Source organism: Pseudomonas sp. ICBG1301, from assembly GCF_016918385.1.
GTDB classification, from domain to species: Bacteria; Pseudomonadota; Gammaproteobacteria; order Pseudomonadales; family Pseudomonadaceae; genus Aquipseudomonas; species Aquipseudomonas palleroniana.
In genome coordinates this window covers 187,852-211,831 of sequence record NZ_JAEKGB010000007.1, presented here as the reverse complement: position 1 = coordinate 211,831, position 23,980 = coordinate 187,852, and the positions used below count along the sequence as shown (strand labels likewise).

Here is a 23,980-nt window from a genome sequence, read left to right as displayed (position 1 = left end):
ATCAGAACAACCAGCGCCACAGCAACACCAGCACCACCACAGCCAGCACCGGCCGTGCAATACGGTAGGCCTTGGGATGCTTGCGCTTCCACTGCTTGACCACACCACTGAACTTGTCGCTGAAAGTCTTGCTCCAGGCATAGGCCTGGTTGATCCCACCTACGCGCTCGTCATCCAGGTTCTGCGGCGCGGTGGCGCGGCCCAGTTGCTTGCTGACCCAGCGGTTGACGCGGGTCATCAGGCGGTTGCTCAGCGGGCGCTCGATGTCGCAGAACAGGATGACGCGGGTCTGTTCGGTTTCGTTCTTCACCCAGTGCACATAGGTTTCGTCGAACATCACGTCTTCACCGTCGCGCCAGGCATAGATCTGGCCGTCGACAAAGATGCGGCAGTCGTCGGAGTTCGGCGTGGACAGGCCCAAGTGATAACGCAGGGAACCGGCAAACGGGTCGCGGTGCGGATTCAGGTGGCTGCCGCCCGGCAACAGCGCGAACATCGCGCCCTTGACGTTAGGGATGCTGCTCACCAGTGCCACGGTTTTCGGGCACAGTGCCTCGGCCGACGGCAGCGGTTTGTCGTACCACTTGAGGTAGAAACGCTTCCAGCCCTTTTTGAAGAACGAGCCGAAACCGGCGTCGTTGTTCTTTTCGGCGGCGCGGATGTAACCCTCGTCGAACAGGTGCATGGCCTCTTCGCGGATCACTTCCCAGTTGTCCTTGAGCACATCCAGTTCGGGGAACTTGCTGCGGTCCAGGTAGGGTTTGGACGGCACCGCCGAAAACAGGTACATCAAGGCGTTATAAGGGGCGAACAGCGCCGAATGGTTGACGAACTGACGCAACACCGGCAAACGCGCCTTGCCGCGCAAGTGCACGTACAGAATGCTGCCGATAAAAAGCGACAGCACCGACAGTTTGGCGGCCAAAGAAAAGGTCATGCAGCAACTCCTGGAAATAAGCGCCTGGCCAACAGCAGACGTAGCAGCCGGCCATGATAAACACTTGAGCCAGTATGCAGAAGGCCCAGGTCGACCGGCTGACCTACATCAACCCCCTTGGATAAAGACTTGTAGTGAGCGGGCTTGCCCCGCGCTGGGGGGCGAAGCCGCCCTAATCCAGACACCTCGGTCTTTCTAAAACACCGCGGCGTGCTTGTTGGGGCGGCTGCGCCCCCCAGCGCGGGGCAAGCCCGCTCACTACAGGCGATCAAGCCTGGTTCTCTTGCTCGGTAAACAAATCACTGAACAGCATGCTCGACAGGTAGCGCTCACCGGAGTCCGGCAGGATCACCACGATGGTCTTGCCCTGCATTTCCGGTTTCTCGGCCAGGCGCACGGCCACGGCCATGGCGGCGCCACAGGAAATACCGCACAGGATCCCCTCCTCCTGCATCAGGCGCAGGGCCATGGCCTTGGACTCATCGTCGGTCACCAGTTCGACGCGGTCGACCATCGACAAATCGAGGTTTTTCGGCACGAAACCGGCGCCGATCCCCTGGATTTTATGCGGGCTGGGCTTGATCTCTTCACCAGCCAGCGCCTGAGTGATCACCGGCGAGATGATCGGCTCGACGGCCACCGACACAATCGGCTTACCGACCGTCTTCTTGATATACCGCGACACGCCAGTGATGGTGCCGCCGGTGCCCACGCCTGCCACGAGCACATCCACGGCGCCGTCGGTGTCGTTCCAGATTTCCGGGCCGGTGGTTTTTTCGTGGATCGCCGGGTTGGCCGGGTTCTCGAACTGGCCCGGCATAAAGTACTGGGACGGATCGCCGGCAACGATTTCGCCGGCTTTTTCGATGGCGCCCTTCATGCCTTTGGCCGGCTCGGTCAGCACCAGTTCGGCACCGAGGGCCTTGAGTACCTTACGGCGTTCGATGCTCATGGACGCTGGCATGGTCAGCAGCAGTTTGTAGCCACGGGCCGCAGCGACAAAGGCCAGGCCAATGCCGGTGTTGCCGGATGTCGGCTCGACGATGGTCATGCCCGGCTTGAGTTTGCCGGTGCTCTCGGCGTCCCAGATCATATTCGCGCCAATGCGGCACTTCACCGAATAGCCCGGGTTACGCCCCTCGATCTTGGCCAGGATGGTCACGCCACGCGGTGCGATGCGGTTGATCTGTACCAGGGGCGTATTACCGATGGAGTGCGCGTTGTCTGCAAAGATGCGGCTCATGACGGGTCCTTAAAGCAATTTGAACAATGGCCCCAAGGGTATGCCTCGTCATCCGAGGCGTCCAGTCAGAGGAACGTTGCGCCCACGCCAAAGGTCCATCGCCTATACCGTTGGAGAACCTCACTATGAAACGTCGCTACAGTGGGCTGCTATGGATCGTCGCCGTACTGGTGGTGCTGTTGATCGCCCTGGACCTGGCCCTGCCCTATCTGGTGCGCAATTACCTCAATGACAAGCTCGCCGACATGGGCGATTACCGTGGCCAGGTCACTGATGTGGACGTGGCGCTGTGGCGCGGCGCGTACCGGATCAACGGCTTGCAGATCGTCAAGGTCGACGGCAAGGTGCCGGTGCCGTTCGTCAAGGCGCCAGTGATCGACTTGTCGGTGAGCTGGCATTCGCTGTGGTACGACCACGCCGTGGTGGCCGAGGTGCAGTTCTTCCAGCCGGAGCTGAATTTTGTCGACGGCGGCAACCAACAATCCTCGCAGACCGGTAAGGGCACCGACTGGCGTGAACAGTTGGGCAAACTGTTGCCGATCACGCTCAACGAAGTGCGCATTCAAGACGGCAAGATCGCCTTTCACAACTTCACCTCCAAGCCGCCGGTGAATATCAAGGCCAGTTCGGTGAACGCCAGTTTCTACAACCTGACCAATGTGGTCGACGTCCAGGGCAAGCGTGACGCCAGCTTCGAAGGTAAAGCCCTGTTGCAGGGCCAGGCTCCGCTGGAAGCCTCCGCCACCTTTGACCCGTTGAGCAATTTCGAAGATTTCGAATTCCGTTTCCGCGCCAAGGACCTGCAACTCAAGCGTATGAACGAGTTTGCCTCGGCCTACGGCAAATTCGACTTCAAGGCCGGCACCGGCGATGTGGTGATCGAGGCCCAAGCCGAAAAAGGCCAGTTGAAAGGCTACATCAAGCCGCTGCTGCGCGATGTCGAGGTGTTCGACTGGCAGCAGGACGTCGAGAACAAGGACAAGAACATCTTCCGCTCGATCTGGGAAGCCGTGGTCGGCGCCAGCGAAACCGTATTGAAGAACCAGAACAAAAACCAGTTTGCCACCCGCGTAGAGTTAAGCGGCAGCGTGCACCAGCAAAATATCAGCGCGTTCTCCGCGTTTTTGGCGATTTTGCGTAACGGTTTCATCCAGGCCTTCAATGCGCGGTATGAACAACCCAAACCCTCGGCGAATTGAATGTGACCGGTCATTCAGAGACTGAATAATCCGCCTGCGTTCACAGTCGCCGGGGCTGCGCGGTATAGTCCGGGCATAGATGAATTCGAGGAATGACCGATGAAGTTCGAAGGCACCCAGGCCTACGTTGCCACCGACGACTTGAAACTGGCCGTCAACGCTGCCATTACTTTGGAACGCCCGTTGCTGGTCAAGGGCGAACCGGGCACCGGCAAGACCATGCTCGCCGAGCAACTGGCCGAATCCTTCGGCGCCAAGCTGATCACCTGGCACATCAAGTCCACCACCAAGGCCCACCAGGGCCTGTACGAGTACGACGCGGTCAGCCGCCTGCGCGACTCGCAGTTGGGCGTGGATAAAGTCCACGACGTGCGCAACTACCTGAAGAAGGGCAAGCTCTGGGAAGCCTTCGAATCCGAAGAACGCGTCATCCTGCTGATCGACGAAATCGACAAGGCCGACATCGAGTTTCCCAATGACCTGCTGCAAGAACTCGACAAGATGGAGTTCTACGTCTACGAAATCGACGAGACCATCAAGGCCAAAAAACGCCCGATCATCATCATTACCTCCAACAACGAAAAAGAACTGCCGGACGCCTTCCTGCGCCGCTGCTTCTTCCATTACATCGCCTTCCCCGACCGCACCACCCTGCAAAAGATCGTGGATGTGCACTACCCCGATATCAAGAAAGAACTGGTCAGCGAAGCGCTGGACGTATTCTTTGATGTGCGCAAAGTCCCGGGCCTGAAGAAAAAACCTTCCACTTCCGAACTGGTCGACTGGCTCAAACTGCTGATGGCCGACAACATCGGCGAGGCCGTGCTGCGCGAGCGCGACCCGACCAAGGCCATTCCGCCCCTGGCCGGCGCCCTGGTGAAGAACGAGCAGGACGTTCAGTTGCTGGAACGCCTGGCCTTCATGAGCCGTCGCGGTAATCGATAATGTTGCTCAACCTGTTCAATGAGATGCGTGCAGCCAAGGTGCCAGTGTCGGTACGCGAGCTGCTCGACCTGATCAACGCCCTGAAACAGCGGGTGACGTTCGCCGACATGGACGAGTTTTACTACTTGGCCCGGGCGATTCTGGTCAAGGACGAACGGCATTACGACAAGTTCGACCGCGCCTTCGGTGCCTACTTCAACGGCCTGGAAAAACTCGATGACCATCTGCAGGCGCTGATCCCGGAAGACTGGCTGCGCAAGGAGTTCGAACGCTCGCTGACCGATGAGGAACGCGCGCAGATCCAGTCCCTGGGCGGCCTCGACAAATTGATCGAGGAATTCAAGAAACGCCTGGAAGAACAGAAAGAACGCCACGCCGGCGGCAACAAGTGGATCGGCACCGGCGGCACCAGCCCATTCGGCTCCGGTGGTTACAACCCGGAAGGTATCCGCGTCGGCGATGCGGGCAAGCGCCAGGGCAAAGCCGTGAAGGTGTGGGACCAGCGCGAGTACAAGAACCTCGACGATCAGGTCGAGCTGGGCACGCGCAACATCAAGATCGCGCTGCGCCGCCTGCGCAAGTTCGCCCGTCAAGGCGCGGCGGAAGAGTTGGACATCGACGGCACCATCGACCACACCGCCCGCGATGCCGGCCTGCTGAATATCCAGATGCGTCCGGAGCGGCGCAACACCATCAAGCTGCTGTTGCTGTTCGATATCGGCGGCTCGATGGACGCCCATGTGAAGATCTGCGAAGAGTTGTTTTCCGCGTGCAAGACCGAGTTCAAGCACCTGGAGTACTTCTACTTCCATAACTTCGTGTACGAGTCGGTGTGGAAGAACAACCAGCGTCGCACCTCGGAACGCACGTCCACACAAGACCTGCTGCACAAGTACGGCGCGGATTACAAAGTGATTTTCATCGGCGACGCGTCGATGGCGCCCTACGAAATCACGCAAGCCGGTGGCAGCGTCGAGCACTGGAACGAGGAGCCTGGGTATGTGTGGATGCAGCGCTTCATGGCCAAGTACAAGAAGCTGATCTGGATTAACCCGTATCCGAAGGACACGTGGGGCTATACGGCGTCGACCGGGATTGTGCGGGAGTTGGTGGAAGACCAGATGTATCCGCTGACCCTGCGCGGGCTCGAAGAAGGCATGCGTTTTCTCTCCAAATAAACACGCCTCCTGAGATCCAATGTGGGAGGGGGCTTGCTCCCGATAGCAGTGTGTCAGTCAGCCCATCAGGTACTGAGCCACCGCCATCGGGAGCAAGCCCCCTCCCACATTTTGATCCCAGTGTCTTTTAGACCGTGGCCAGCCGCAGTAAAAAGTCGACATGCTGCCGGTGTGCAGTCTCCTGCACCACCGGCGTCAACCTCACCGTTTCCCCCGGCAGGCACTGCGCCAATCGCGCCAGCGCCAACGGCGTCAAGGCGCCCAGGCGCGGATACCCCCCAATCGTCTGTCGATCATTAAGCAACACGATCGGCTGCCCATCCGGCGGCACCTGGATGGCCCCCAACGGAATCCCTTCGGAAATCAATGACGGCCCCTGGTACTGCAACGGCGTGCCCAGCAGGCGCATGCCCATGCGGTCGGCGCGGCTGTCGAGGGTCCATTCGGTGTTGAACGCATCAAACAGGCTTTGGCCGCTGAACTGGCCGATCTGCGCACCGACGATCACCTCCAGCGGCGCCTTGGCGGGCAAGGCCGGATCAGCCAACACCCTCATCGCCCCGCCGACACCGGAATAAGCCAGGCGACCGCCTTGGGCCAACGCCTTGCCGAAACCGTCCGGGCCACCCAGCTCCTCGCGCACGACCGTGGCGCAACTGCCCAACACCGATGGCGCATCGAACCCGCCCGGTGCCGCCAGGTAAGCCCGGGCGCCACTGAACGGCTGGGTGAAGCGCAGCCGCTGGCCCTTTTGCAGGATAAAACTGCGGCCTGGGCTGATCGCGCGCTCATCGATATACGCGCCCAGATCCGCCCCGGCCAACGCCAGCAGGCAATAATCCTCGGCCTGCAGGGTAAAGCCGCCCAAGGTGATTTCCACTACCGGCGCATCCAGCGCATTGCCCAGCAGCCAATTGGCCCAGGACATCGAGACCCAATCCAGCGCCCCGCCCTGCGTCACGCCCAGGTGGCGCACACCAAAGCGGCCCGCATCCTGCAACAGGCACAGCGGCGTGCTGGCCTCGATCAACAAGTGGCTCATGCCTGCGCCTCCAACGGCGTGTCGTCGCCACCCAGGTTGATGAATTCGGCATGGTCGACCGGCTCGAAACGCACTGTGTCGCCAGGCTGCATCAGGCTGTAGCCGTCACGTTCGCGGTCGAAGAGTTTGGCCGGGGTGCGCCCGATCAGGTTCCAGCCGCCGGGGGAGACCACCGGGTAGGCGGCGGTTTGCCGTTCAGCGATGCCGACGCTCCCCGCCGCGATGCGTTTGCGCGGCGTATTGAGGCGCGGTGTGGCGAGGATTTCATCGACCAGCCCCATGAACGCGAACCCCGGGGCAAAGCCGAGGGCGAACACCTGGTATTCATGGGCGCTGTGACGGCGGATCACCGCCTCAACCGCCAGGCCACTGCGCCGGCTGAGCAACGTCAGCTCCGGGCCCACGCTCAGGTCGTACCACACCGGCAGCACATGGGCTTGGCCGCTGCCCTGAACCTGAGGTTGCAGGTCAGTCAATGCCAGGTCGATCAACTCGCGTGCCTGGGCCGGGCTGAGCGCCGTGAGATCGTAATGCACCATCAAGGTGGTGTAAGACGGCACCAGATCCACCAGCGCCGCGCCGAACCTCTCGCGCAAGCGCTGAGTGGCGGCGAGCATCCACGGCATATTGGCTTCGGCAATCACGTCGAACAGACGCACCATCAAGCCGTCAATGGCGACCACTTCAATGCGTGGCTTCATGCTGACTTCAACGCCTCGCGGATGCGTTGTACCGCAGCGATCGAACTGGCGTTATCGCCATGCACGCACAAGGTGTTGGCCTGCAAGATCAAGGCGCTGCCGTCGCTGGCCGTCAGGGCTGCGCCACGGGAAATGGTCAGGGCCTGCCGCAGGATCGTGTCGGCGTCGTGATGCACGGCCCCCGGCAATTGACGGGAAACCAGGTGGCCCTTGGCGTCATAGGCGCGGTCGGCGAACGCTTCAAACCACAGGATCACACCGTATTCATCACCCAGCGCCTGGGCCGCGCTGTTGTCGCGGGTGGCCAGCAGCATCAGCGGCAAATCACCATAAGCCGCCACGGCCTGGATCACTGCACGCAGTTGCGCGGGGTTGGCCATCATGTCGTTGTACATCGCCCCATGGGGTTTGACGTAGCTGACCCGTCCACCCTGGGCGCGACAAATGCCATCGAGAGCGCCGATCTGATAATGCAGCAGGTCCTGGATCTCCTGGGCCGTGTAGGCCATGGAGCGACGGCCGAAGCCTTGCAGGTCCTGGTAGGCCGGGTGTGCACCGACTTGCACGCCATGCTTGAACGCCAGGCTGACGGTCTTGCGCATGATGCTCGGGTCGCCGGCATGAAAACCGCAGGCCACGTTGGCGCAATCGATGAACGGCATGACCTCGGCATCCAGACCCATGGTCCAGTTACCGAAGCTTTCGCCGATATCGCAATTCAATAACAGACGGCTCACGGTGGGCGCTCCTGTAGGCGTTGTTTTTTTGTAGTGTGGGATTTTTTACCCGGAACTCGCAACTTGTCCTCATACCCCAACGACGCTTATCGTGGAATGGCTCGATTTTTGGCGTTTGCCCGGTGCGGCGTCCAACTAATAAAAACCGATCCATGCATAAGAAAAGTTGATCCCATGAATTTGAAGTTCCTCGAAACCTTCGTCTGGGTGGCCAAGCTCAAGAGCTTTCGACTGACCGCCGAGAAGCTGTTCACGACCCAGGCCTCGATTTCCAGCCGCATTGCGGTGTTGGAAAGCGAGCTGGGTGTGAAGCTGTTGCTGCGCGACTCACGGGGCGTGAGCCTGACCCCGGAAGGCTTGAAGGTGCTCGATTACGCCGAGCAAATGATGGGGACCATGCAAGAGCTGAAGCGGTCCCTGGAAACCACCAGCAGCAAGGTCGGGCGCATTCGGATCGGCGTGATGGACACTGTCATCCACACCTGGCTGAGCCCGTTGGTGGCGGAACTGATGGATCATTTCCCGCTGGTGGAAATCGAGTTGATCGCCGATACCGCATTGAACCTCAGCGATCAGTTGCAAAAAGGCTTTCTCGATCTGATCCTGCAAACCGACCTGCTGCGCCTGGAAACCGTGCGCAGCCTGGAACTGGCCAGCCACCCCATGGCCTGGATCGTCGCCAGCCACTCGATTTACCACCGCGACTACGCCTCCCTCGCCGAACTGGCCCAGGAGCGCATCATTACCTACTCGAAAAATTCCCACCCGCACCAGGACGTGCTGAGCCTGATGCAGGCCAACGGCGTGGCCGCGCCACGGATGAACTGTGTGAATTCGGTGTCGGCGATTACCCGTTTGCTGCGCGATGGCTTCGGCATCGGGGCGCTGCCGCCGGTGCTGGTCAGCGAGGAATTGGCGCGGGGGGAATTGGTGATGTTGCCCATGACGCAAAAACTGCCGAACTTGCAGGTGGTGGTGTCATGGCGTGTGGGAGTGGAGTTGGTGGAGGAGATTGTGGGGTTGTGCCAGACAGTCGTGGCCCGTTATGCCGAGCAAGTCGGCGAGGAGCGGATGGTCCTGAGCTGAAACGGTGGGAGGGGGCTTGCTCCCTCCCACATTAGGTCAGAGCCCCTTGAGGTCGCGCTCTTCAATCGGCCGGCTCTGGCGCATGCGCTTGCCGCCCAGCACGATCCAGTCGATCAGGCGATACAGGCACTCCAAGCCGAACGACAACAACATCGCCCCACCCAGCCCCCAGCCCATGGCTTCGGGCGTGAGCAGGATCTGGTAGCTGTAGCCGTTCCAGGTTTCCCGACGAATGTCCGGGTCGGCGGCTACCGCCACTTGCAGGGCGCGGATATACCACGGCCCTTGCATCGCCTGGAATTGCTTGTCCAACGCCACCTGGCGGTCGAGCAAGGTGCCCAGGCTGTTGGCATCGCTGCGGAACACCGGGTCGTCACTGGCGCGGTAATGCGCCACCAATGCCTGCAAGTCGCCGTTGAAGAACTGTTGCGCGGTGGCATCGAAGCCACGCAGGCCGGTCTGGGCTTCGATCAAGTGAGCTTCGACGCGCTTGGCATAGTCGTTGATAAACCCCGGTACTTGCACACCGACCAGCAAGCCAATGGCAAACAGTACCAACCGCAGATAACTGAGCAACATGGTCGATATCCTTACTCGGTGACACCCTGGCTGACGCATTCACCGCGTCGCCACAGGCTCCATTGGCCCGGTTCGTAGCGGGTCCAGTTTTCGTTGTCGGTCAAAGGTTCGGTGGCGATGACCGTGACCACGTCATCGGGCGTGGTTTCGGCCTGAAAATCGACGATCACGTCGACATCCTTCAAGCGCGCCGGGCCAAAAGGGGCGCGCCGGGTGATCTGTGCCAGTTTGGTCGAGCAGTAGCAAAACAGCCAGTCGCCGTCACTGAGCAGGCAGTTGAACACGCCTTTGCTGCGGTATTCGGCACAAGCGGCGATCAGGTCAGGCAAGACCTGTTCAATCTCCACAGGTTCGGGGAAGGCCTCACGCACGCGGTTGAGCAAGTCGCAGAACGCCGCTTCGCTGTCGGTATCGCCCACCGGCCGGTAGAACGTGGCGCGGGGGTTAAAGTCCGCCAGTTGGCCGTTGTGCGCAAAACACCAGTTGCGCCCCCACAGTTCACGCACGAACGGGTGGGTATTGGACAGGCACACCTTGCCCACGTTGGCCTGGCGGATATGACCAATCACCACTTCACTTTTGATGGGATAACGCTGCACCAGCAAAGCGACTTCCGATTCACTGCTGGCAGCCGGGTCCTGGAACAGGCGCAGGCCACGGCCTTCATAGAAAGCAATGCCCCAGCCATCGCGGTGGGGGCCGGTGCGTCCGCCGCGCTGCATCAGCCCGGTAAAACTGAATACGATATCGGTGGGGACGTTGGCACTCATGCCCATCAATTCACACATGCCAGGGCTCTCGCTGCAGGGCGGACGACGTCAAAGGCGCGGCTCGACCCGTACACCACTGACCGGTGCCGGGCGGCGCAAGGGTTCCTCGTCGTCCTGCTCGGCGGCCAACGCGGCATCGACCGCCGCCTTGCGCTCGCGACGGGCATTGGCGGCGCGCTCGATGGGCCAGCGGATCAACACAAACACGAGATACACGGCAAACGCGATCATCGTGTACATGAACAGATCGGAAATGGCCCGCCAGGCGTTATTGCCGACCTTGAGCACCAGGTCCATGGCGGTGATGGCCACCGCCGGGGCGAACTGGGTCTTGACCGGGTCGACGATGGTCGGGCTGAACAGCAACACGGCCATCAGCAATTGCAGCGGCTCGCGCAGCCAACGCCAGATCCAGCGGGTCAGGCGCCACCATACCAACAGGCAGCCCAAAGCGGCGAAGGCGTAAAGGCCCCAAGCGATCAGATAGTCGTTCTCGGTCATGGTGTCCATGGCAAGGTAGGCAAACAGGCGGCTATGATAACGGCTTTTGCGCGTCTCGGCTGCAATGCCTGCGACCCTGCGCCAGACGGAGAGTATTCCATGCCTATAGCGACCGCCCCGATTGCCCGCAAGGGTCAAGGCCCAGACCCTTACGCCTGGCTGCAAGAGCGTGACAACCCCGAAGTACTTGATTACCTCAGGGCTGAAAACGCCTGGCAGGAAGCACAGCTCGCCGACCAGAAAGCTCTGCGCGAAACCCTGTTCGAAGAAATCAAAGGGCGCATCCTGGAAACCGACCTGTCCCTGCCCTCGCCCTGGGGACCGTACCTGTATTACACACGGACCACCGCGGGTGACGAATACGCTCGCCACTATCGCTGCCGCCGCCCGGCGGATGACAGCCACCAAGTGGATGAGAGCAGCGAAGAGCTGCTGCTTGACCCCAACGTGCTGGCCAAGGGTGGTTTCTTCTCCCTCGGCGCCTTCAGTATCAGCCCGGACCATCAGCGCCTGGCCTACAGCGTGGATACCAGCGGTGAAGAGATCTACACCCTGTACGTGAAGGAATTGGCCACCGACAAAGTCAGCGAACTGGAGTTCGAAAACTGCGACGGCAGCATGACCTGGGCCAATGACAGCCTGACCCTGTTTTTCGGCGAACTGGACGATACCCATCGCCCGCACAAACTGCATCGCTATCGCCTGGACGGCACGGCGGCGCAGGAGGTGTTCCACGAGCCCGAGGGACGTTTCTTCCTGCATTGCTACCGCTCCAGCTCCGAGCGCCAGCTGCTGCTGGCCCTGGGCAGCAAGACCACCAGCGAGACCTGGGCATTGGACGCCGACCACCCAGAGCGGGACTTCACCTGCCTTGCGCCACGGGTCGAGGACCATGAATACGATGTCGACCACGGCCAGCGTGACGGCGAGTGGACCTGGTTTATCCGCAGCAACCGCGACGGCATCAACTACGCGCTGTTCGTCGCCGCCGACACCGGCAGCGTGCCCGACGAGGCCGACTGGCAGAACCTGATCCCGCACAGCGACGAGGTCATGCTCGACGGTGTGAGCCTGAACGCCGGCGCCATGACCCTCAGCCTGCGCATCGGCGGCCTGCCGGTGATCGAAGTGCACCCTCAGGGCATGCCGACGTACCGCGTGGAATTACCCGACGCTGCCTATAGCCTCTACGTACAAAACAGCCTGGAATTTCCGAGCGACAAGATCCGCCTGCGCTACGAAGCGCTGAATCGCCCGGCCCAGGTCCGTCAGCTCGAACTGCCGACAGGCGCGCAAACGGTGCTCAAGGAGACCCCGGTGCTCGGCGCATTCATCGCCGATGACTACGTCAGCCAGCGCCTGTGGGCGACCTCCGTCGACGGCACCCAGGTGCCGATCAGCCTGGTGGTCAAGCGTGACCAGCTCGGTAAAACCACACCGCTGTACCTCTACGGCTACGGCGCCTATGGTTCGAGCCTGGACCCGTGGTTTTCGCATGCACGCCTGAGCCTGCTCGACCGTGGCGTCGCCTTTGCCATTGCCCATGTGCGCGGCGGTGGCGAGCTGGGGGAAGCCTGGTATCGCAACGGCAAGCAGGCGCACAAGCAGAATACCTTCAGCGATTTTATCGCCTGCGCCGAGCACCTGATCGCCCAGGGCCTGACCACATCCAGACAATTGGCGATCAGCGGCGGCAGCGCCGGTGGCCTGTTGATCGGCGCGGTACTCAACCAGCGCCCGGAGCTGTTCCAGGCGGCGATTGCCGAAGTGCCGTTCGTCGATGTGCTCAACACCATGCTCGACCCGGAGCTGCCATTGACCATCACCGAGTATGACGAGTGGGGCAACCCTGAAGAGCCCGAGGTCTACGCACGCCTCAAGGCTTACGCGCCTTACGAAAACGTCAGCGCGCAAGCCTACCCGGCCACCTTGGTGATCGCCGGCTACAACGACAGCCGCGTGCAGTACTGGGAAGCCGCCAAGTGGGTGGCCAAGCTGCGTGACACCAAGACGGACGACAACCTGCTGCTGCTCAAGACCGAACTGGGCGCCGGCCATGGCGGCATGAGTGGCCGGTACCAAGGACTGCGTGACGTGGCGCTTGAGTACGGTTTTGTGTTCAAGGCCCTGGGGTTGGCCTAACCGCCGGGCGTCTTCGGCTTGCTGTCGCTCTGTTGCAGGCCAGGCACCGTCTGGTCTTTCGGCGGCGTGGGCAACACAATCGGCTCCAGCGCGGGCGAGCCGTTGACAGTGGCCTTGGGGGCGGCGGGCGGGCTGACTTGCGGATACAACGTGGGGGTCGGTGTGCCCGGGGCACCTGGGGTTGGCGCGGGTGCGACCGGCACGGTTTGCGCCTCTTGCGCCTGCGCCGTACCCAATGTGAGCGCGCCCAGCACAATGGCCGTTAGAATGTTGCACTTCATCGATGGCTCCATGGCCTGACCGGAATACCGTAAGGCTACTCCCAACCGCGCAAGAATGCCCTTCTCAATGAGATTTCCATGAAACGTTTCGTTCTGCTGGACACCACCCCGATCCCCGACAACGGCGGTGCCTTGTGCCTGTTCGAATATGGCGAGGATTTCGTCATCAAGATTCAGGGGGGCGATGGCGGCCAGTTGATGAATACACGCATGCATGGCTCCGAGGATGCGCTGGCGGAAATTCCCTGCCGCAAGGTCGCCGGCCGGCCGGGTTCACGCGTATTGATCGGCGGCCTGGGCATGGGCTTTACCCTGGCCTCGGCCCTCAAGCACCTGGGCAAGACGGCCGAAGTGGTGGTCGCGGAGTTGGTACCGGGCGTGGTCGAGTGGAACCGCGGCCCGCTCGGGGAGAAGGCCGGGCGCCCGTTGCTGGACCCGCGCACGGTGATCCGCCTGGAGGACGTGGCCAAGGTGCTGCAAGCCGAGCCCCAGGGCTTTGACGCGATCATGCTCGATGTGGACAACGGTCCCGAAGGCCTGACGCAAAAGGCCAATAGCTGGTTGTATTCCGCCGCCGGCCTGGCCGCCTGCGCCAAGGCCCTGCGCCCCAAAGGCGTGCTGGCCGTGTGGTCGGCCAGCGCCGACAGGCTGTTCAGCGACAAACTGCGCAAGGCCGGGTTCAAGGCCGAAGAAGTGCAAGTCTTTGCCCATGGCAACAAGGGCACCCGGCATACCATCTGGATTGCGGAAAAAATCAAAGGTTGAACACAGAGGGTCAGTTCAGGGACTTGCGGTAATCGATCACGTACGGCACTTTCTTGTCGAACGTCTTTTCCAGCTCGTTGCGGTCCAGCTGGGTCATGCCGCCCAGTTGATGTGCGGTAAAACCGCTGTCACCGACCGGTGAGCCCGGTGCCAGGCTGACCATACGCTTGGCCACCGCTTCAATGGCATCCTTGTAGCCGCCCTTCTTGTCCAGGTTGTAGGCGCCCAGGTCGATCTGGGTGCGCAGCCAGTTGCCCCAGTAGAACTCCAGGAATTCCGGCGCGATGGCGCCATCGTCCGGCTTGCCGTAGGCGGCCTTGCGGGTGAAATACACCAGGCTGCGGAAAGTGTCGTCCTGCAGGTTCTTGAAGCCCAGGTGCGCCGGCAATTTCGCGGGCGACAACGCCTGGCCCTGGTTGTCCTTGAGCCAGACCTTGCGCGACGCCTGCATGCGCTGCCAGAAAGCTGCCATGTCCGGGCTGCCGCTGAAATCATCGGTGACCTTGACCCACATTTTCAGCTTGGGACCGCCGCCGGGCACTTCCCACAAGGTGGTGAAGCTGTGGTGACCGTCGGTGAGGTACAACTGGCCGGCCGGGCCGACGACCACGGTTTTCATGTCTTCGGGATGGGCGCCCACCGGGTCCTTGCAGGTGAAACTGCTCGGTTGGTGCAGGTCGGCCTTTTTCGGCACTTTGTCGGCGGCGCCCTGGCCATTGGTCTCGCAGTACTCATCGAAGACCTTGGCCGGCTTGTCGGCGAACAAGCCGAGGCTGTAGTAGATCTGGTCAAAACCCACCACAGCCTGAGTCGGGTGCAATTGTTCGAGGGTAACCTCGATCACCTGCCCCGGTTTGGGCGTGGAGAACGCCTGGGCCTGGGCGGTGACGACACACAGCAGTAACGCAACAATCCATGAATGCAGACGCATGAGTTTCAGATCCTTGTATGTAAAGTGAAGCAGTCATTTACAGCGCGAGCGGCTAGAATCAACCCTATCCGTGAACCCGCAAATAGCCAGGAGCCATGATGAGCTCGACCAACCCGCCCTCCCACACCGCCAAGCTGGATCGCATCCTCGCCGATGCCCAGCGCGACCGGGAAATGGGCTACCGCGACAAAGCCTTGAAGATGTACCCACACGTATGCGGCCGCTGCGCCAGGGAGTTTTCCGGAAAACGCTTGAGTGAACTGACAGTACACCACCGCAACCATAACCATGATGACAACCCCCAGGATGGCTCCAACTGGGAGCTGCTGTGCCTGTATTGCCACGACAACGAACACTCGCGCTACACCGACCAGCAGTACTTCGGCGACGGCTCCACCAGCAGCCCGACCATTGCCAAGGCCACCCATAACCCGTTTGCGGCGTTGGCTGGGTTGATGAAGAAGGACAGCTGATAAATAGGGGGTTGTCGGTGCCGGCCTCATCGGGAGCAAGCCCCCTCCCACATTTTGATGGGTGAATACCGTCAAATGTGTGGGGGCTTGCTCCCGATAACGATCGCCCAAGCACTACAGCAGGCCGAGGCCGTATAATCGCGGTTTTTCTGCAAGGCACCCTTCCCGTGGGCAATAAACGCTACAGCTGCATCGGTCTGTATAACCCCAAATCCCCCGAGAACGTCGGCTCGGTGATGCGTGCCGCCGGCTGCTACGGCGTGGCCTCGGTGTTCTACACCGGCGTGCGTTACGAGCGCGCCCGGGACTTCATCACCGATACCAAGAAGGTCCACCACGACATTCCCCTGATCGGCATCGATGACCTGAAAAAGATCCTGCCCCTGGGCTGTATCCCGGTCGCCGTGGAACTGGTGGAAGGCGCCCGCCCGCTGCCCGAATACACTCACCCCGACCGCGCACTGTACATCTTCGGCCCCGAAGACGGCTCCCTCGACAAAGAGATCCGTGACTGGTGTGAGGACGTGGTGTACATCCCGACTACCGGCTGCATGAACCTCGCCGCCACGGTCAACGTGGTGCTCTACGATCGCCTGGCCAAGGGCAACAACACCCGTTCAGGCCCCAAGTATTAATTTTCCGGGAACATCCGGCGCCTGCAAACAGTCAGCTATTTACACTTGCCCTTGTTGGAGAGAGATCATGAGCGACAGCAAATACCTGCGACCGGCGATCGAACACGCCCCACTCGACACACAGCCCACCCAGAACGTGCACGGCTGGGAACGTATCGGTTCGGTGGCCGGCGGTGTGATGATGGTCGGCAAAGGACTGCGCCGTGGCGGGATTTTCGGCTTGATCCAAGTGGCAATCGGCGGCGTGGCGCTGGCCCGTGGTTTTACCGGGCACAGCTCGCTCAAGGACAAGCTGGAGCAGGGTCGCCAGGAAATGAACAGCGTGCGCACGAAGATCGAACGTGCCGGCCAGGAATTGAAGAACCTGAAGACCAAGGCGGAAGTCGCCGCAGAAAAAGCCACCAAGACTGCTGGTTAATCGCCGCCCCCTTCCACACTTTGATCGGTACATGACTGGGGATCAACGCAACAGCTTGGTCTCCAGCACCACCGACGACTCGCCGATCACACTTTCAGCCAATTGCACGAACTGCGCAGTGGTGATGCTGTTCACCCGCATGACCGCTTGCGCCAGATCATCCAGCGAACGCTTGTTGTGGGTTTTCACGCGGATTTCGCGGTCGAGCTCCTGCAACAGCAGCACCGCCTGGGCCACCGCCCCGGCGCTGATGTGCTCGCCGCGCAATGTGCTGACGCCCTTGCCGTCCTTGCCCAACCGCGCCTGTATGGCCGCGTAGCGCTCATCGGTGATACCTCCGGCGCGCCGCATCAGCTCGATCGCGTAATACTCGCCCAGGCCCTCGCGAATCCAATCGCTGCTGTCGTGATCATTGAAGCGGCCGATGGCCTGCACCACTTCGCGGATCAGCGGGCTGCTGCCGTTTTCGCTGACCAGTGGCGTGCGGCTGCTGAGGTAGATCGAATCGCGCGATGCCACCACGCCCCGGCGCATCGGGTCGTTGGCGCCCACGATCAACAGTTTCGCTGGATGGCGCGGAAACGCCGCTTCCACTTGCGGCCAGACGAATGTCAGCAGCGTCAAAACATCCATGCGGCGCATGCCCTGGCCCTTGGGCGAGGCCACGGTGACTTCGGTTGCACCCAGCCGTATGCGACGGCTGCCGAGGGTGCCGGCGAGCATCCAGCCGGTGGGGCGGTCGAACAGGCGGGAGACGTTATCGACGCGAAATTTGTTTTTACCGATGCGCGGCCAGGCGGTTTCGATGCTCTTCCAACCGGAGGGCAATTCGAACACCAGGCGCGAAACCAACTCGGTTCCGTCCTGTTGGTCGAGCCGAGCGGTTGGCACCAGGTCTTCACCGCGCAGCAGCGCCCAGTTGGGCGTCATCCGTGTTTCATAGACACCGGGCTTGCGGGCATGGGTAAGGCGCACGCGGTAGGTCAGGCTGGACTTGTCGGCACTGGGCTGCCAGAGGCCGCGGCTGCCGGTGACGGTCCACTGACCGTCGGCCTTGAAATCGCTGTAATCGCCCGCGCGCCCCAGGTCCAGGTTGAGGCTGCGCACCGCCGAGCCTTGGGACAGGCTCACGCGCACTTCGGCCTGATCGCTCTGGGGCAGCAACTTGACGTGATAATCCAGGTCGACTTTGTTCGCACACCACGCCGACATGCTCAGCGCCAGCAACACCAGGCTTGCCGCCAGCTTGGTTCCCCCCCGCATACACACTCCTTGGTCAACCGGCACGGAAGATCAGGTAATCCTCCCAGTCGTCTTCGGGCACGCTGCCTTCGCTGAGCATGCGCCCGGACTGGGAAATGCGTTCGTGATGGACCGCATCGCGGTCACCGCAGACCAGGTGGTGCCACAGCGGCAGGTCTTTGCGCTCGCTGACCAGGCGGTAGGCGCAGGTCGGCGGCAGCCATTTGAACTGATCAGCCTGGCCCGGCGTGAGCTGGATGCAATCAGGCACCGAGGCGCGACGGTTGGGGTAGTCGGTGCACTGGCAGGTTTTCAGGTCGAGGAGTTTGCAGGCGATACGCGTGTAATAAACACTGTTGTCGTCTTCATCCTCGAGCTTTTGCAGGCAGCACAGGCCACAGCCGTCGCACAACGACTCCCACTCCTCCTGGTCGAGGTGTTCAAGGGTTTTGCGTATCCAGAAAGGTTCGACTTTGGCGGCCATGGCTCTACATCAACATCATCAGGTGAAAAGGCCGCCAGTCTAGTGCCCAAGCCCCTTGGGGCCAAGCGCTTACGACTGGCGGTGTGACCAGACTTGTCAGTCTAGTCGCCGCGCAGTAGCTTTGAGCACCGAATTGACGATCAGGAACTTGCCCATGAGCCGTGTTGCCGACTACCCGATTCACACCCAATTCACCGACCGCTGGTCGCCCCGGGCCTTTACCGGCGAAAGCATTCCGCAAGAGACGCTGCTGAGCTTTTTCGAAGCCGCACGCTGGGCACCGTCGGCCTACAACTCACAGCCGTGGCGCTTCCTGTATGCGCGTCGCGACACGCCGAACTGGGAGCGCTTCCTGGGCCTGCTCAATGAATTCAACCGGGGCTGGGCGCAGCACGCGTCGGCCTTGGTGATCATCGCCTCGAAAACCGACTTCATCGCCCCCGGCGCCAGCGAAGAAACTCCAGCACTGTGGCATACCTTTGACACCGGTTCTGCCTGGGGTCACCTCGCCCTGCAAGCCAGCCTCGCCGGTTGGCACACCCACGGCATGGCCGGCTTCGATCAGGAACTGACGCGCAAGGAGCTGAAGATTCCGCAAGGTTATGCGCTGCACGCCGCCGTGGCCGTGGGCAAACTGGGCGATAAGTCGACCTTGCCTGAATACCTGCAAGGCCGTGAAGCGCCGAGCCCGCGCCGGCCGTTGAGCGAGCTGATCTGCGAGGGTGACTTCAGCCTCTGACGCTTATGTGGGAGGGGCAAGCCCTGATGCCAGTCAGTTAAGCGATAAAGCGGGCGAAGAATAAATTGTGGGAGGGGGCTTGCTCCCGATGGACTGCGTAGCAGGCCCATTTTTGAGGCCGCTGCGCGGCCTATCGGGAGCAAGCCCCCTCCCACAATGACCGCGTTAAGCCTCAACTGATACGCATCAGGGCTTGCCCCCTCCCACAATGTGTTCCGAGTGCAGTCAGTAACCGCGCGCGAAATCCACTTCCCCGCGCAACGCCTGCTTGGCCTGATACGCCCGCAGGTTCTGCACAAACAACGCCACCATCTTCGCAGGCGACGTCGGCGCCGAACTGTGCCCGGTCAGCAGCAGGCCCCACGCGGTCCAGAACGGGTGGCGCTGCGGCAACGGTTCCTGGCGGCACACGTCGATCACCGCGCCGGCCAGGTGCCCTTCTTTCAACGCCTCGACCAGATCGGCATCGACCACCGCCACGCCGCGCCCGACGTTGATGAACAACGCGGTAGGCTTGAATTGCTTGAACAGCGCCGCGTCGTACAGGTCATGGGTGTCGGGCGTGTTGGGCAGCAGGTTGACCACGTAGTCCACCTCCCCCACCAACCGGCCCAATTGATCGAGCGCGGCCACTTCAATAAATGGCGCCTGCTCACGTGCGGTGCTGGCGATACCGTAGAGCTCGACGCCAAACGGCAACAGAAACTCAGCCACGCTCTGGCCGATATCGCCGGTACCGACCACCAGCACTTTGCGCCCCGCCAGGCTCTGGCCCAGGCGGTTGTCCCATTTGCGCTCAACCTGGCTGACCAGCCGCGCCAGCACTTCACGCTCATGGCCCAGCATGTAGGTGAGTACAAACTCGGCCATGACCTGGCCAAAGATGCCGACCGCACGGGTCAGGCGATAGTTGCGCGGCAAGCCTTCGGCCAGCAGCGGTGTGATACCCGCCCAGGTCGATTGCAACCATTGCGGCTGGTGGCCCTGACGCAACAGGGTCGCCAGCAGGTCCGGCTGGCCCAGCCACACCGGGCAATCGGCGGCCAGGCGCGACAGTTCGGCGGAATCGCCGCTGGTCAGTACTTCAAGGTCCGGAGCCGCTGCGCGCAGCAGTTGGGCGTAGAGCGGGTGATCCTGTTCAGCAATCAGAACACGCATGGTTCAAACCTTTCAAAAACAGTGCAGACGGCCGCCCGCATCCTTACGGCCACCGCCAACTAATACGAGTCCATGGAAGAAGGTGCCCTGAACCGGGCACTGATCGATTACACCGGGTCGTTGCGGCGCAGCAGCTCTTCGGGCAAGTGTTCGATGTACTCGTCCTCGGCCGGCGGCATTTGCAGGTGGTAGCCCTGCTTGTCGAGGTTTTCCAGGACTTGCACGATGTCTTCCTGTTGCAGCTTGCGCTCGGGCGTCAGCACCAGGTCGAACGCGTGCACCGGCTTGCCGAACACCGTGACCAAGCCTTCGGGCACGCGCTCCAAAGCATCGCTTTTGAGTACGTAGAGGTACATGCCGGCACGTTTCGGGCTGCGGTAGATGGAGCAAATACGTTTCAAGGCTGTTCTCCGGCAGTGGCCAGGCTGTCGAGCAGCGCCTGGCCCATCAACTCGCGGCGCCAGCCCCGCAGCGAGTCTGGCAATTGGTAAGGCCCATCGGGGTAGCCACTCTTGACCAGGGCTTCGAGGGTTTTCTTGCGCAGCATCAGTTCCGGCGCCATCTCCAGGCGTTCGGCGAACGCCTGGCCCTGGGCACGCAGTGCTTTGATCAGCGCGGCAGCCTCGACCGGCAAGGGTTCTGCAACGGCAGGCGGCCATTGGTCCGCGGGTACGCTAGCGGCACGTTTGATCAGGTCCAGCAGGAACTGGCCGTCCTGACGCACAGTGCGCGGGTGCATGTCTTCGATCTTGCCCAGGGCGGCGAGGTTATCCGGCTGGGTTTTGGCCAGGGGCCATAACGAATGTTCGCGAATGATGCGATTGCGCGGCAGGTCACGCGCACGGGCCTGCTGTTCGCGCCAGGCGCACAGTTCGCGCAGGACCGCCAGTTGGGCGCGGGACAGTTTCCACGCCAGCTTGGCCTCGCGGTACACCTCGTACGGGTCGACTTCGCGGCGCAGGTTGGCCACCAGTTCGGCGCCGTCTTCCAGCACCCAGGCGTACTTGTCGGCAGACAGTTGCGGGCGCAGGCGCGTGTAGACCTCGGCCAGGTGCACGGCGTCTTCGGCGGCGTAGCTCACTTGGGTCTCGGACAATGGCCGCTGCAGCCAGTCCGAGCGGGTCTCGCCCTTGGGCAACTCGATATCGAGCACGGCGTGCACCAGGCGCGAGTAGCCCATGGAAAAACCAAGGTTCAGGTAGGCCGCGGCCAATTGGGTGTCGAACAACGGCACCGGCAGGCTGCCGGTCAGGCGCAACAGCACTTCGAGGTCTTCGCTGCAGGCATGCACCACCTTGATCACCGCTGGGTTTTCCAGCAAGGCGGCCAACGGTTGCCAGTTGTCGATGGTCAGGGGGTCGATCAGGTAAGCGCGGACGCCATCACCAATCTGGATCAGCCCGGCAATGGGATAAAAAGTGTCGACCCGCATGAATTCGGTGTCGAGGGCAACGAATGGCAACTGCTGCCATTCGGCGCAATGCTGGCCGAGGCTATCGTTGTCGCAGATCCAGTGAATATCGATGGCCACACGGCTCTCCCTTGAAGAATGGCGCGCAGTATATATCGCGAAAGGGGCTTGCGAGCATTCGCAGTGCACACACGATCATGAAAACTCCGACAAGAAATGGAGAATAGTCCGACGAGCGGGACTTATCCTCTCTTACGCAGAACGTAGACCCGCCATAACTGGGAGCCTGGGAGGAATTCCTGGTAATTCAGGACCTTGAAACCGGCCTGACGGAATTCGCCTTCCACCGGCGCGCGCGCGCTCACCGAGACGATCACCGTGTCACGGCTGACCCGATGAAACTCTTGCAGCAAGGCCAGGCGCACCTCGCTGTCGTGGACGTGGCGAAACAATTCCAGGCAGAAAATGCAGTCCACCGCATTCGCCGACAAGCCAATGGAAAACGCTGACCCTTGGAAGGTCTTGATCCGCTTGAGCAACGTTGCCGGATGATGGGTGCGGGCGTGGTCGAGCATGGCCTGGGAGTTGTCCGAGGCCAGGATCACCCGGTTGACGTGTTCGCCCAGCACCGGCCAGAACCGCCCCGAGCCGCAGGCCAGGTCGAGAATCAGCCCCGGCTCGCCGGCCACGCTCAACGCATGGCGCACCAGCCGCGCAGTCCGCCACGCGGCCAGGCGCTGCAACAGCCTTGGCGGACGGGTGTCACCGCACACCCGGGCATGTTCACGGTCACAGCGCTCGGTGAATTCGATCTCGATGGAGGATGGTGAATGTGGCGACATCGCGGGCTCATGTAAGCGAAACGGTAGTAAGCGTCCTTGATTCACAGCTTAACCATCGCAACGTGAAAAAAAGGTCGAAACCGTCACGACTACAACGCCCTTCAGGCCTGGTTCAGGTACCAGCGCCAATCCTGCTCACCCACCTCCCCCATGAACTGACGATATTCGGCGCGCTTGACCGCCAGGAACACCCCGAGGAACTCACGGCCGAAAGCCTCCTGTGCCCAGGTTGACGCTTCCAATGCACGCAGGGTGGTGAGCCAGTCGGTGGGCAGGAGCTGCGTGGCCTGGGCATAGCCATTACCTTGCACCGCAGCGCCGGGGTCGCATTGTTCGCGGATGCCCCGATGGATACCGGCCAGAATCGCGGCGGCAGCCAGGTACGGGTTGGCATCGGCGCCGCAGATGCGGTGCTCGATATGCCGCGAGTTCGCCGGGCCGCCAGGGATGCGCAGGCTGACAGTGCGGTTGTCCACCCCCCAGGTGGCGGCCAGCGGCGCGTAGCTGTTGGTCTGGAAGCGACGGTAGGAGTTGGCGTTGGGGCAGAACATCAGCAGCGAGTCGAGCAAGGTGCCGAGCATGCCGCCCACCGCCTGGCGCAGCAGCGGTGTGCCGTCGGCCGCGTCGCTGGCAAACAGGTTGTGACCCTGAGCGTCTGCCAGGCTGACGTGCATGTGCATGCCGGTGCCCGCCAGGTCGGCGAACGGCTTGGCCATGAAGCAGGCGGTCATGCCGTGTCGGTGAGCCACGCCCTTGACCAGGCGTTTGTAGCGCACCGCTTCGTCCATGGCTTGCAACGCATCGGCGCGATGTTCCAGGGTGATTTCCACCTGGCCTGGGGCATATTCGGAGATCGCCGTACGCGCCGGGATGCCTTGCACTTTGCAGGCACTGTAGAGGTCGGCGAGAAACGGCTCGATCTGCTCCAGCTCGCGCAGGCCATACACCTGGGTCGAGCGTGGGCGACTGCCATCCGCATCTCGCGCCGGTTGCGGGCGCCCGTTGCGGTCGGGCTTCTGGTCGAGCAGGTAGAACTCCAGTTCCGCCGCCATCACCGGGTAGTAACCATCGGCGTTCAACCCCTGGATAACCTTGGCCAGCAAATGCCGGGGGTCGGCCACGGTGGCCGGCAAGCCTTCGGTGGGGTGCATGCTGACTTGCACCGCCGCCGTCGGGATCAGCCGCCATGGCATCCGCTGCAAGCTGCCGCTGACCGGGTAGGCGCGGCAGTCGATATCACCGACATCCCACACCAGCCCGGAGTTTTCCACGTCATCACCGTTGATGGTCAGGCCAAGGATGGTACTGGGCAGCGGCCGGCCGCTTTGGTACACCGCCAGCAGTTCATCGCGGTGCAGCAACTTGCCGCGCGGTACACCGTTGTTGTCGAGGATAAACAGCTCGAACATCTCGATGTCCGGGTTATGTTCAAGGAACGCTTGGGCTTCGTGCAGGCTGGCAAAAACACTCATGAAAATTCTCATACGTTTGTATCAGACAGGCGCACAGGCGCCGCCGGGCAGATGCGCACAGGTGCGCGT

General features: G+C 61.7%; 27 protein-coding genes. 10 read left to right on the top strand and 17 right to left on the bottom strand.

Going from position 1 to position 23,980, the window contains the following annotated elements; translation table 11 throughout:
• Window position 1 precedes the first annotated feature (1 nt).
• On the bottom strand, window positions 2-937 hold the full coding sequence (locus JBE38_RS18695) for an aspartyl/asparaginyl beta-hydroxylase domain-containing protein (RefSeq protein ID WP_205344848.1): 936 nt from the start codon (window positions 935-937) through the stop codon (window positions 2-4).
• Window positions 938-1,205: 268 nt separating this feature from the next.
• Window positions 1,206-2,180, bottom strand: a complete 975-nt coding sequence (gene cysK, locus JBE38_RS18690; RefSeq protein ID WP_090366173.1) for a cysteine synthase A — start codon at window positions 2,178-2,180, stop codon at window positions 1,206-1,208.
• Between the two features lie 125 nt (window positions 2,181-2,305).
• Between cysK and JBE38_RS18685 the strand changes: the two genes are divergently transcribed.
• The 3 genes from JBE38_RS18685 to JBE38_RS18675 all read left to right on the top strand — a co-directional run bounded on the left by JBE38_RS18685 (window position 2,306) and on the right by JBE38_RS18675 (window position 5,502).
• Window positions 2,306-3,379 (top strand): DUF748 domain-containing protein, encoded by a 1,074-nt coding sequence (locus JBE38_RS18685; protein ID WP_090366174.1) that lies wholly within the window; start codon window positions 2,306-2,308, stop codon window positions 3,377-3,379.
• Between the two features lie 99 nt (window positions 3,380-3,478).
• On the top strand, window positions 3,479-4,324 hold the full coding sequence (locus JBE38_RS18680) for an AAA family ATPase (protein ID WP_060753128.1): 846 nt from the start codon (window positions 3,479-3,481) through the stop codon (window positions 4,322-4,324).
• Window positions 4,324-5,502, top strand: a complete 1,179-nt coding sequence (locus JBE38_RS18675) for a vWA domain-containing protein (RefSeq protein WP_060753127.1) — start codon at window positions 4,324-4,326, stop codon at window positions 5,500-5,502. The genes JBE38_RS18680 and JBE38_RS18675 overlap by 1 nt, the downstream gene beginning before the upstream one ends.
• Before the next feature lie 127 nt (window positions 5,503-5,629).
• Here JBE38_RS18675 and JBE38_RS18670 read toward each other — a convergent pair whose 3' ends face one another.
• From JBE38_RS18670 to JBE38_RS18660, 3 genes are read right to left on the bottom strand one after another with little or no spacing between them, the layout of a single operon-like run.
• Window positions 5,630-6,544, bottom strand: coding sequence for a 5-oxoprolinase subunit C family protein (locus JBE38_RS18670; RefSeq protein ID WP_205344847.1), 915 nt, complete (start codon window positions 6,542-6,544; stop codon window positions 5,630-5,632).
• Window positions 6,541-7,245 (bottom strand): 5-oxoprolinase subunit B family protein, encoded by a 705-nt coding sequence (locus JBE38_RS18665; protein WP_205344846.1) that lies wholly within the window; start codon window positions 7,243-7,245, stop codon window positions 6,541-6,543. Before JBE38_RS18665 ends, JBE38_RS18670 begins: the two co-directional genes overlap by 4 nt.
• Window positions 7,242-7,982, bottom strand: coding sequence for a 5-oxoprolinase subunit PxpA (locus JBE38_RS18660; RefSeq protein ID WP_205344845.1), 741 nt, complete (start codon window positions 7,980-7,982; stop codon window positions 7,242-7,244). The genes JBE38_RS18665 and JBE38_RS18660 overlap by 4 nt, the downstream gene beginning before the upstream one ends.
• A 174-nt stretch (window positions 7,983-8,156) precedes the next feature.
• Between JBE38_RS18660 and JBE38_RS18655 the strand changes: the two genes are divergently transcribed.
• Window positions 8,157-9,068 carry a LysR family transcriptional regulator gene (locus JBE38_RS18655; RefSeq protein ID WP_205344844.1) on the top strand — a complete coding sequence of 304 codons (912 nt, stop codon included), beginning with the start codon at window positions 8,157-8,159 and terminating at the stop codon, window positions 9,066-9,068.
• A gap of 36 nt (window positions 9,069-9,104) precedes the next feature.
• Here the strand turns inward: JBE38_RS18655 and JBE38_RS18650 are convergent, their stop codons facing one another.
• The 3 genes from JBE38_RS18650 to JBE38_RS18640 are packed head-to-tail and all read right to left on the bottom strand — an operon-like array spanning window position 9,105 to window position 10,927.
• Complete coding sequence (locus JBE38_RS18650; protein WP_060753122.1) at window positions 9,105-9,647, bottom strand: DUF2937 family protein; 543 nt, start codon at window positions 9,645-9,647, stop codon at window positions 9,105-9,107.
• Window positions 9,648-9,658: 11 nt separating this feature from the next.
• Window positions 9,659-10,435 (bottom strand): class II glutamine amidotransferase, encoded by a 777-nt coding sequence (locus JBE38_RS18645; RefSeq protein ID WP_090366180.1) that lies wholly within the window; start codon window positions 10,433-10,435, stop codon window positions 9,659-9,661.
• Window positions 10,436-10,465: 30 nt separating this feature from the next.
• A complete protein-coding gene (locus JBE38_RS18640) occupies window positions 10,466-10,927 on the bottom strand; it encodes a hypothetical protein (RefSeq protein ID WP_060753120.1) in 462 nt (153 codons plus the stop codon).
• A 90-nt stretch (window positions 10,928-11,017) separates the two neighbouring features.
• Between JBE38_RS18640 and JBE38_RS18635 the strand changes: the two genes are divergently transcribed.
• Window positions 11,018-13,060, top strand: a complete 2,043-nt coding sequence (locus JBE38_RS18635) for a S9 family peptidase (RefSeq protein WP_205344843.1) — start codon at window positions 11,018-11,020, stop codon at window positions 13,058-13,060.
• On the opposite strand, the gene JBE38_RS18630 is transcribed toward JBE38_RS18635, so the two are convergent.
• Window positions 13,057-13,341 (bottom strand): hypothetical protein, encoded by a 285-nt coding sequence (locus JBE38_RS18630; RefSeq protein ID WP_060753118.1) that lies wholly within the window; start codon window positions 13,339-13,341, stop codon window positions 13,057-13,059. The genes JBE38_RS18635 and JBE38_RS18630 overlap by 4 nt on opposite strands.
• A 78-nt stretch (window positions 13,342-13,419) precedes the next feature.
• Here JBE38_RS18630 and JBE38_RS18625 point away from each other — a divergent pair, with 78 nt between their 5' ends.
• Complete coding sequence (locus JBE38_RS18625; protein WP_205344842.1) at window positions 13,420-14,106, top strand: spermine/spermidine synthase domain-containing protein; 687 nt, start codon at window positions 13,420-13,422, stop codon at window positions 14,104-14,106.
• Between the two features lie 10 nt (window positions 14,107-14,116).
• Here JBE38_RS18625 and JBE38_RS18620 read toward each other — a convergent pair whose 3' ends face one another.
• Complete coding sequence (locus JBE38_RS18620) at window positions 14,117-15,037, bottom strand: ParB/Srx family N-terminal domain-containing protein (RefSeq protein ID WP_205344841.1); 921 nt, start codon at window positions 15,035-15,037, stop codon at window positions 14,117-14,119.
• A gap of 98 nt (window positions 15,038-15,135) precedes the next feature.
• On the opposite strand from JBE38_RS18620, the gene JBE38_RS18615 reads away from it, so the two are divergent.
• The 3 genes from JBE38_RS18615 to JBE38_RS18605 all read left to right on the top strand — a co-directional run bounded on the left by JBE38_RS18615 (window position 15,136) and on the right by JBE38_RS18605 (window position 16,563).
• The gene (locus tag JBE38_RS18615; protein ID WP_060753115.1) at window positions 15,136-15,510 is read left to right on the top strand and encodes a YajD family HNH nuclease; all 375 of its coding nucleotides are present in this window, start codon (window positions 15,136-15,138) and stop codon (window positions 15,508-15,510) included.
• A gap of 167 nt (window positions 15,511-15,677) precedes the next feature.
• Window positions 15,678-16,145, top strand: coding sequence for an RNA methyltransferase (locus tag JBE38_RS18610; RefSeq protein ID WP_003189607.1), 468 nt, complete (start codon window positions 15,678-15,680; stop codon window positions 16,143-16,145).
• A gap of 67 nt (window positions 16,146-16,212) precedes the next feature.
• Entirely contained in the window at window positions 16,213-16,563 is a 351-nt protein-coding gene (locus JBE38_RS18605; protein WP_060753114.1) for a YgaP family membrane protein, read from the top strand.
• A gap of 42 nt (window positions 16,564-16,605) precedes the next feature.
• On the opposite strand, the gene JBE38_RS18600 is transcribed toward JBE38_RS18605, so the two are convergent.
• Window positions 16,606-17,826, bottom strand: a complete 1,221-nt coding sequence (locus JBE38_RS18600) for a hypothetical protein (protein ID WP_161549691.1) — start codon at window positions 17,824-17,826, stop codon at window positions 16,606-16,608.
• A gap of 13 nt (window positions 17,827-17,839) precedes the next feature.
• Entirely contained in the window at window positions 17,840-18,289 is a 450-nt protein-coding gene (locus tag JBE38_RS18595; protein WP_060753112.1) for a YcgN family cysteine cluster protein, read from the bottom strand.
• Window positions 18,290-18,443: 154 nt separating this feature from the next.
• Between JBE38_RS18595 and JBE38_RS18590 the strand changes: the two genes are divergently transcribed.
• A complete protein-coding gene (locus tag JBE38_RS18590; RefSeq protein WP_198761391.1) occupies window positions 18,444-19,028 on the top strand; it encodes a nitroreductase family protein in 585 nt (194 codons plus the stop codon).
• A gap of 225 nt (window positions 19,029-19,253) precedes the next feature.
• Here the strand turns inward: JBE38_RS18590 and JBE38_RS18585 are convergent, their stop codons facing one another.
• The 5 genes from JBE38_RS18585 to JBE38_RS18565 form a co-directional block, all read right to left on the bottom strand.
• Window positions 19,254-20,186: a D-2-hydroxyacid dehydrogenase gene (locus JBE38_RS18585; RefSeq protein ID WP_104995809.1), complete on the bottom strand. Its 933-nt coding sequence runs from the start codon at window positions 20,184-20,186 to the stop codon at window positions 19,254-19,256.
• A 107-nt stretch (window positions 20,187-20,293) separates the two neighbouring features.
• Window positions 20,294-20,587 carry a YcgL domain-containing protein gene (locus tag JBE38_RS18580; RefSeq protein WP_060753109.1) on the bottom strand — a complete coding sequence of 98 codons (294 nt, stop codon included), beginning with the start codon at window positions 20,585-20,587 and terminating at the stop codon, window positions 20,294-20,296.
• On the bottom strand, window positions 20,584-21,717 hold the full coding sequence (gene rnd / locus JBE38_RS18575; protein WP_090366191.1) for a ribonuclease D: 1,134 nt from the start codon (window positions 21,715-21,717) through the stop codon (window positions 20,584-20,586). Before rnd ends, JBE38_RS18580 begins: the two co-directional genes overlap by 4 nt.
• Window positions 21,718-21,839: 122 nt before the next feature.
• Complete coding sequence (locus tag JBE38_RS18570; protein WP_060753107.1) at window positions 21,840-22,439, bottom strand: class I SAM-dependent methyltransferase; 600 nt, start codon at window positions 22,437-22,439, stop codon at window positions 21,840-21,842.
• A 101-nt stretch (window positions 22,440-22,540) separates the two neighbouring features.
• Window positions 22,541-23,911: a glutamine synthetase family protein gene (locus JBE38_RS18565; RefSeq protein ID WP_205344840.1), complete on the bottom strand. Its 1,371-nt coding sequence runs from the start codon at window positions 23,909-23,911 to the stop codon at window positions 22,541-22,543.
• Window positions 23,912-23,980 lie beyond the last annotated feature (69 nt).